This is a genomic window from Pelotomaculum sp. PtaB.Bin117, assembly GCF_002067195.1.
Classification (GTDB): Bacteria; Bacillota; Desulfotomaculia; order Desulfotomaculales; family Pelotomaculaceae; genus Pelotomaculum_D; species Pelotomaculum_D terephthalicicum.
On sequence record NZ_MVQM01000125.1, the window covers coordinates 25753 to 33287 of the forward strand.

Below are 7535 nucleotides of genomic sequence, written 5' to 3' on the forward strand. Positions count from 1 at the left end.
TAAAATAACAAAAATGCGAATAAGCGCCAGGAGGTGACTACTTGTCTTTCAACCCCGCCGACATAGAAGAAGCATTTTATAATATCAATCCCCACGATCATTTTTGCCTGATCTATAGAACACCGGAAGAATGGCGCGCCGCCGTTGTTTCTTTTCTGATCGCCGGGCTGATCAAAGGAGACAAGTGCCTTTATCTTGCGGACGACACGCACACCGCCGGCCAAATTCGCCAATATTTACGCGAGGCAGAGATTGACGTTGCCGCCGCCGAAACCTCCGGGCAACTCATAATACTGCAAAAAGCGGACATTTTTACGAAATTAAACCCTATTGTTCACGCCGGGATTATTGATTTACTAATCGATGAAACTAACAAAGCTGTCGCCGGGGGGTATCCGCTCTTGCGCGTAACCGGAGAAATGATTATGCCGGAGTGTCACCCGGACTCAGATAAGCCTTTGGCATATGAAGCCCGACTTAACCGGGAATTCTTTCCCGGTTACCCCTGCGCCGCCCTCTGCCAGTTCAACCGGAACAAAATTCCGCCCGCGCTCATTAAAGAGGCGCTCAAGACCCACCCCCTTCTGGTGAAAGACAGACGCTTTCACAAAAACTTTTATTACATTCCTCCGGGAGAATACTTTGATCCTAAACGCAGCGACAATGAAATAGATTATTTGCTTGATGTTCTGGAGCGCGAGCGCGACAGCAATTATTTTACCACATTAAACCAGCAGCTTCAGGACATGATAAAGCTCTTTCCGGACGCTACCTTTGCCGTTAACCGGGATAAGAAAGTAGTTGCCTGGAATCAGGCAATCGAAGAGATGACCGGAATGCGTAAGGAAGACATCATTGGCAAAGGTGATTTTGCTTACGCCATACCCCTGTACGGAGAAAAAAGGCCGTTTCTAATTGACATGATCCTGGGCGATTTTCCGGAAATTGAACACCAGTACGATTACTTTGAAAAAAAAGGGAGCACGATATACTCCGAAACATATGTACCGTTTCCCTTCAAAGAAAAGGGAGCGTACTTATGGGGAATAGCGTCACCGCTTTTTGACAGTAACGGCGACCTGATTGGCGCTGTTGAGTCCTTTCGCGATATAACCAAGTACAAGCAAATCGAATTTGAGTTAAGAGATCACCGTGCTCACCTGGAGAAATCAATTAATGAACGAACCAATGAACTGACGGTGGCCAACGAGCAGCTGCGACGGGAAATTTCCGAGCGCAAGCAGGCCGAGGTGGAACTAAAAAAAACCAATGAAGCGCTGGCAATGGCCAACGAAGAGCTGATAGCCATTAACGAGGAGTTGCTGTCAACCGAGGAAGAGCTCAAGCTGCAGTTCGAAAAGCTGCAGGCAAGCGAGGGAGCCCTGGCGTCAGCCAACCGGCGGCTGCAGGACATCATCGAATTTCTCCCGGACGCCATATTTGTTGTTGACAATGATAAAAGAGTAATCGCCTGGAACCGGGCCATCGAAGAGATGACCGGGGTACCGAAAGAAAAAATGCTGGGTAAGAGTAACGCTTACGCAATACCCTTTTACGGAGAAACCCGTCATATTTTAATTGACGTTGCTTTTGAAATGAATGAAAATGCGAAACCACAGTATTACTCTTATAAAAAAGACGGCCATTCCGTGCACGGTTCAGCTTTTGTGCCAAGAATGTACGGGGGGAAGGGGGCTTACCTCTGGGGAATCGCCTCCCCCCTGTTTGACCGGGATGGAAATCTGGCCGGTGCAATTGAATCCATCCGGGACATAACCGAACAAAGATTAATGGAAAACCAGCTCAAGTATCTGAGCATGCATGATTCCCTTACCGGCCTGCACAACCGCGCATATTTTGAAGAAAAGATGCGCCGGTTGGAGGAAAGGCGCGACATTTCAGCCGGTATTATCGTATGTGACGTGGACGGCCTTAAGCTTGTCAACGACACTTTGGGACACGATACCGGAGACTTGCTGCTCATAGCGGCAGCCAGCGTCATTAAGGATTCTTTCCGCGAGAACGATATGATAGCCCGCATTGGGGGCGATGAATTCGCAGTGTTGTTGCCGAATAGTGAAATTAAAATAATTGAAAGCGCCTGCGATAGAATCCAAGAAGGCGTTGCCAGGCACAACGCGGCCAATCTGGAACTGCCGTTAAGCATATCCGCCGGTTTTGCCGTGAGAAGCGACGAGTCGGTAAAAATGAGCGACCTTTTTAAAGAAGCGGACAACAAAATGTACCGGGAAAAACTGCACCGGCACCAAAGCGCGCGCAGCGCCATAGTGCAGACCCTCATGAAGGCCCTGGAAGCCAGGGATTTTATCACCGAGGAGCATGCGGAACGCATCCAAAGCCTGGTATCAAACCTCGCCGCGGCTATCGATCTTTCCGAACGCAGTATCAACGACCTGCGTCTTTTGGCACAATTTCATGATATCGGCAAGATCGGCATTCCGGACAGTATTCTCATGAAGCCCGGTTTCTTAACCATTGATGAAGTCGTCGAGATGCGGCAGCACTGTGAAATCGGCCACCGCATAGCCATGTTGTCGCCCGACCTCGTTCCCATAGCCGGCTGGATTCTGAAACACCACGAATGGTGGAACGGTCAAGGCTACCCGCTTGGGCTAAAAAAAGAAGAAATACCCCTGGAATGCCGCATCCTCGCCATAGCCGACGCTTATGACGCCATGACCAGCAACCGCCCTTACCGGAAGGCCATGTCCCACGAGGCAGCCTTGGCTGAACTTGCAAAGTGCGCCGACATACAATTTGATCCTTACCTGGTGGAGAAATTTGTTCGACTGCATAAATGCAGATAACTGTATGTACTGTTTTTTTCTGTATATTTATTTAAAAGCAATATTTTAGAATATTCATAAAAGTATTGTCAAGAGGTAAATATTGCTATATAATCACTAAAAGAGGAGAATTTGTTTATGGACCAGATGCCTCTTTTAGCCGTCATTTTTTATTCCATACCCGAGAGCGTGCTGTTGTTTTCTTTCGGACTGACAATAGTGGGGGAATACATTAACTTCAAAAGAGTCCTTGTCGCCGCAGTAATATCGGCTTTTTCATCAATGTTTATCAGGGCTAATGTTCCTTTCGGCATCCATAGCATAATCGGTGTTTTTATAATTTTTATATTATCTTGGAAGCTATTAAAAATAAATCCATGGAAAGCGTTAATATCTTCTCTGATTAGTGTAAATGCATTTATACTGCTGGATACTATTATTATGCCAATTATCTTAACAGAACAAAATCTTACTATTGGAGAACTATGGAAAGATAATCTAAAAAGAATCATTTATTTTTATCCAAGCTTAACCATATACGGCTTGACAACTTGGTTCCTATATAGCAAGAAAATATATTTAATAAAGGGAGTTAGAGTCAGCAGCGATACTAAATATAGTAATGCACGCTACCTAGTAACATTAACGATTTTACTTCAAGGCATATTTTTAGCAGCCATTAATGAACATCTATTTTTCCAAGGAAATTATTCATTATTTATTAAATCACTCTATATTATTTTTCTCATTTCTTCTATTTTTTTTCTTAAAAAGTTATATGGTGGTGATGATCAAAAGAAGGCCTAAAACCGGGACAAGACATAAATTATGTTAACTAAATAAAAGGAGAACCGGGATATGGATAAAATGCCTTTAATTGCAGTGTTATTTCAATCAGTACCAGAGGAAATAATAGTATACTCCTTTGGCATGGCCGTTGTTGGAGAATATATCAATATTAAAAAAATTACTATTGCTGCTTTGATAACCGCATTTGCAATGATGTTTGTAAGATGGTTCATTCCCTATTTTGGTCTTCATAGCATAGTTGGCATGCTAATCTTATTTATACTCTTCTGGAGATACTTGGGATTGGAAGCCTGGAAAGCGATAATTTCTTCACTACTAAGTTTAACAGCTTTAATATTGTTAGACGATTTTATTTTGCAAGCAATATTAAACCTGAAACATATCACTTTAACAGAAGGATTTCAAAATAATTTTATTCGAATCACATATACATATCCTCACTTAGTCGTATTTGGCCTAATTACATGGATTATATATTATAAAAAATGGTTTTTAATTAAGGGGAGTAGAGTAAGCAACATTGAATATACAAAAGAGAAAATGAAAGAACCTTTAATCCTAACAACAATTGTTCTTTCTCAGGGAATTATTTTAGTAATTCTTAATATGTATTTTGGTTACATAAATAAATATTCATTAATTACAAAATTGTTAAGTCTTATATATTTCTCCCTGTCAATTATATTTTTGAAATATTTTTGGTCGTTAAAAGATGAGGTAGATGAATTAACTCGCAATACGGAGATGTATTAATAATGAATTTAATTTCAATACATTCAATAGCGATAGATTTAAGTAATGTCATTGCACGTGAGTTGAAGTATGATAACTTTAAGAAAGCCAAAATAAGTTATGGCCTAGAAGTAGTAATAGGAGCAATAATAAAGTTAATTGTTTTTACCACTATACCCTTTTGGTTTGGTGTGTTGAAGCAATCATTAATTGCCATGCTTACCATTGCATTCATGAGATATGCTTCCGGCGGCATCCACTTAAAAACATTTAATAAATGTTTAATTGTTTCAACTGCTGTATTTGTATCCATCGGCATGTTGGCAAAAGTTTTAGTAATTAGTGATTACTTATATTATATTTTAAATGTTGCTTCATTTTTAATTGTTGTATTAAGGGCGCCGGTTGATCCACCCGAAAAACCAATAAAAACAAAACAACAAAGATATGTGAGGAAAATAATATCTGTAATTGTACTGTTATTATTAATATATATTTCCAGCAACACTATTGAAAATGATATTAAAAATTCAATTATTTTGGCTATTTATATCCAGGTACTGACCTTAACTGGCTGGGAAAAAACTATTTATAAATATATTACTCAGTTAAAACTAAATGCAAAGGAGGTGAATTAGAATGAAAAAGCATATTTGGGGTTTCATTGCCACTCTTTCATTGTTTGTGTTTTCCATAGGCATTCACCCAACTTGTTTATCGTCTTTTTACCAGCCGGAATTGCCAGAAGAACTTAAATAATATATATATATTAATTTAATTATTGTATTTTCGCACTCCTCTTTATGGGGAGTGATCTTTTGTTTATATGTTTTAGAGGATTATAGATTATGAAGTCACAAGATACTATAAACAAGAAATATATCTACGCGTTATTTTTTATTCTAATTCAAGCTACCTTTTTTATTACAATCATTCTATCCTATAAAAATTTTGCAGAAAATTTTTTATTAATTTTGATAATCGCTTTAAGTTTGTTATATCCATTAATCACTTTTATAATAATTTATTTATACTTAAAATATGATAGTCAAAAAGAAATGATCAAAAAAATAGAGGAATTCAATATAAGCCTGCGAAAACAACGGCATGACTTTTATATACATTTACAGGTAATATCCGGTTTAATCGATTGCGACGAAATAGATGAAGCTCTTAATTATCTAAGTTCAATAGAAGCCTCGGTGAAAAACAAATCCCTGGTATATAAGTGCAACAACACCCAAATAGGTATCGTCTTAAGCGCTTTTGCCATGAAGGCTGAGGCGAAAGGAATCCGTTTCGAGCTATACGGACTTGACGACTTTTCGAAATTTCCTCTATCCTCAACACACGCGGTGACAGTCCTGTCAAATCTGTTAAGCAACTCACTGGAAAATTGCGAAAAGAACGGCTGCGTCTATGTTGAAACCGAAATTGTCCAAAATTACTTTTACCTGAAAGTGATCAACGACGGCAAGCCAATTGAGATTATCCACGGAGACAATCCTGCCGACTGGCAAAAAGAGTTGTTTCTGGGAAAAAGCAGCAAAGGGGAAGACCGGGGGCTGGGACTATTAATTATCAAGGAAATATTAGCGCAATACGATGATTGCAATTTATTCCTCCTGGGTAGGGAAAAGCCAACTTTTATGTTAAAATTAAAAATAGTTGGCGGGGTGAAGGAAAATGATTAGGGCTATTATTGCGGACGATGAACCTGTAGCGATACGGCATTTAAAAAAGATACTTATCCAACTGCGCTCCAATATCGAAATCATCGGCGAAGTTGCCGCCCCTGAACAAGTCTTTCCCATGGTCGCGGAAAAACACCCTGACATAATATTCCTTGATATTGACTTTAACAGGGAGGACATAGACGGTTTAATACTCGCAGATAAAATTTATGAGCATTTCCCGGCCGCCATGATCATTTATATCTCCGCGCACCATGAATTCAAGTCGGACGCATGGGAAAGAAAAGCGGTAATCCTGGGTTATATTGACAAGCCCTTTAGCAAGATGAAAGTCGAGCGGGTATTGTTAAAAATTGCCAATTATATATCTTATGACCGTATTGAAATTAAAGACAAAAACAACATATTGCATTATCTCAGCCCGGGCGAAATTGTGATGTGCGAACGGGAAAAAAACGCAAAGAATACCATAGTGCATTGCGACAACAAGGAAATTAACACCTCCATATCGTTGACTGCAATAGAAAAAATGCTTACAGGCTCTAAAAAACTGTTGAGAATCAGCAGGTCATATATTATCAACATTACTAAAATAGATCAGGTGTCCATATTCAGCAAGAGCTCTTATGTCGTCCAGTTCAAGAATTCCACATGCGAAGCCTACATTGGCAAAGAAACGGCCCATGAATTGAACTTAATCTCAAAATAAATTGCTTTTCAAAATTCGACAAAATGGGCGTCGATCCCCCAAACACGGTTTTCACGGCAAAGCTATTGCAGGAATGACATTTTGGTGCTAACCTTAATGGCGGTAGCTTTGAATACTATAGGAAAACGGTGTTAAAAATGAGTAATATTGATGAATTAACCAATGAGTTTGATGTATTCAGTCAGCTTTATGAGAAAGAAGAAGATCCCAAGGTGAAAGACGTTCTTATAAAGCACTTGCTTGAGATCGCGAAAGCGGTCGGCAGTATGGCTTTAAAAGATCAAACAAGCTTAGATTGACCACTGCGGTAATAATCGCCGGTAAAGCTTGTTATAATCCTGGTGACTCGTTTAGCTTCCGCTAAATTTCGGGACTGCGGCGGGGGATTATACCCCTACCGCAGTCTTAGTTGGTAACCCCCACTTATTGAAGTGGAGGTTTTTGCAGTCTAAGCAAAATTATTGATAAAAGTTTCCCGCCGGGCAGGAAAAATGCTCAGCATGTCGAAGCTATTATTTATCAAAATTTAATTAAGTAGAACAGTAGGACGGCAGGTAAGTAGATGAGGTTGCCTGGTTATGGGTATTCCATCTTGGAATAAAGGATAGTCTGCTTTTCTTTGAACAAAACTCCTACGGGAGTTTTTTATTTTGCATAAGATAGGCTCTCGGCATTAGATGGGAGGAATCATTAAATCTGGAATAAAGTAACTGGAAATTCTGGCATGCCAGGCTAAAAAGACTGTCCTTTTCACGACATTCCTAAAAATGGGCATGGCAAAGA

At 39.9% G+C, this 7535-nt stretch carries 8 protein-coding genes; all 8 read left to right on the top strand.

Features of this window, described 5'->3' with window-relative positions; genetic code table 11:
• Positions 1 to 41: 41 nt before the first annotated feature.
• The 8 genes from A4E54_RS08830 (at position 42) to A4E54_RS08865 (ending at position 7051) form a co-directional block, all read left to right on the top strand.
• Entirely contained in the window at positions 42 to 2828 is a 2787-nt protein-coding gene (locus A4E54_RS08830) for an MEDS domain-containing protein (RefSeq protein WP_286725669.1), read from the top strand.
• 117 nt (positions 2829 to 2945) lie between these two features.
• Positions 2946 to 3614 carry a hypothetical protein gene (locus A4E54_RS08835; protein WP_240083791.1) on the top strand — a complete coding sequence of 223 codons (669 nt, stop codon included), beginning with the start codon at positions 2946 to 2948 and terminating at the stop codon, positions 3612 to 3614.
• A gap of 51 nt (positions 3615 to 3665) precedes the next feature.
• Positions 3666 to 4370 (top strand): hypothetical protein, encoded by a 705-nt coding sequence (locus tag A4E54_RS08840; RefSeq protein ID WP_240083792.1) that lies wholly within the window; start codon positions 3666 to 3668, stop codon positions 4368 to 4370.
• Positions 4371 to 4372: 2 nt separating this feature from the next.
• On the top strand, positions 4373 to 4987 hold the full coding sequence (locus A4E54_RS08845) for an accessory gene regulator ArgB-like protein (protein ID WP_286725672.1): 615 nt from the start codon (positions 4373 to 4375) through the stop codon (positions 4985 to 4987).
• 1 nt (position 4988) lies between these two features.
• Positions 4989 to 5108 carry a cyclic lactone autoinducer peptide gene (locus A4E54_RS08850; RefSeq protein WP_240083794.1) on the top strand — a complete coding sequence of 40 codons (120 nt, stop codon included), beginning with the start codon at positions 4989 to 4991 and terminating at the stop codon, positions 5106 to 5108.
• Between the two features lie 299 nt (positions 5109 to 5407).
• Complete coding sequence (locus tag A4E54_RS08855; protein WP_240083795.1) at positions 5408 to 6043, top strand: sensor histidine kinase; 636 nt, start codon at positions 5408 to 5410, stop codon at positions 6041 to 6043.
• Positions 6036 to 6752, top strand: a complete 717-nt coding sequence (locus tag A4E54_RS08860) for a LytR/AlgR family response regulator transcription factor (RefSeq protein ID WP_240083796.1) — start codon at positions 6036 to 6038, stop codon at positions 6750 to 6752. The genes A4E54_RS08855 and A4E54_RS08860 overlap by 8 nt, the downstream gene beginning before the upstream one ends.
• A 137-nt stretch (positions 6753 to 6889) precedes the next feature.
• A complete protein-coding gene (locus tag A4E54_RS08865) occupies positions 6890 to 7051 on the top strand; it encodes a hypothetical protein (protein ID WP_240083797.1) in 162 nt (53 codons plus the stop codon).
• The last annotated feature ends 484 nt before the right edge of the window (positions 7052 to 7535 follow it).

Excerpts from the sequence above, each read along its gene's own strand:
- A4E54_RS08835 (WP_240083791.1), top strand. The coding sequence starts at position 2,946 with ATGGACCAGATGCCTCTTTTAGCCGTCATTTTTTATTCCATACCCGAG.
- A4E54_RS08840 (WP_240083792.1), top strand. The coding sequence starts at position 3,666 with ATGGATAAAATGCCTTTAATTGCAGTGTTATTTCAATCAGTACCAGAG.
- A4E54_RS08845 (WP_286725672.1), top strand. The coding sequence starts at position 4,373 with ATGAATTTAATTTCAATACATTCAATAGCGATAGATTTAAGTAATGTC.
- A4E54_RS08850 (WP_240083794.1), top strand. The coding sequence starts at position 4,989 with ATGAAAAAGCATATTTGGGGTTTCATTGCCACTCTTTCATTGTTTGTG.
- A4E54_RS08855 (WP_240083795.1), top strand. The coding sequence starts at position 5,408 with ATGATCAAAAAAATAGAGGAATTCAATATAAGCCTGCGAAAACAACGG.
- A4E54_RS08860 (WP_240083796.1), top strand. The coding sequence starts at position 6,036 with ATGATTAGGGCTATTATTGCGGACGATGAACCTGTAGCGATACGGCAT.
- A4E54_RS08865 (WP_240083797.1), top strand. The coding sequence starts at position 6,890 with ATGAGTAATATTGATGAATTAACCAATGAGTTTGATGTATTCAGTCAG.